The sequence below is a fragment of the Winogradskyella poriferorum genome, from assembly GCF_050618035.1.
Classification (GTDB): Bacteria; Bacteroidota; Bacteroidia; order Flavobacteriales; family Flavobacteriaceae; genus Winogradskyella; species Winogradskyella poriferorum_A.
In genome coordinates this window covers 1-214 of record NZ_JBODPY010000294.1, presented here as the reverse complement: position 1 = coordinate 214, position 214 = coordinate 1, and the positions used below count along the sequence as shown (strand labels likewise).

The 214-nt window shown below is 39.3% G+C and carries 1 pseudogene; it reads right to left on the bottom strand.

Features of this window, described 5'->3' with window-relative positions:
* Positions 1–214: pseudogene (locus ACRHOC_RS15820) on the bottom strand (malate dehydrogenase); the annotation flags it as partial.

The window sequence follows — 214 nt, the reverse complement described above, 5'->3', positions numbered from 1 at the left end:
CCAACCTTAGTATCTTCTTTTACCTGATTTAAAAGCTCCTCAGAAATAAACTCAGATACGCTTATACTATTCCGAGTTGCATGAGATGTTAATGGCACCATACCTTTATCGCTATGGCCTACAATTACCATACCATCAATATCCCTTATTGGGGCATCTAATGCTTCCCCCAATCTGTATTTAAAACGTGCTGAATCTAAAGCACCACCCATAC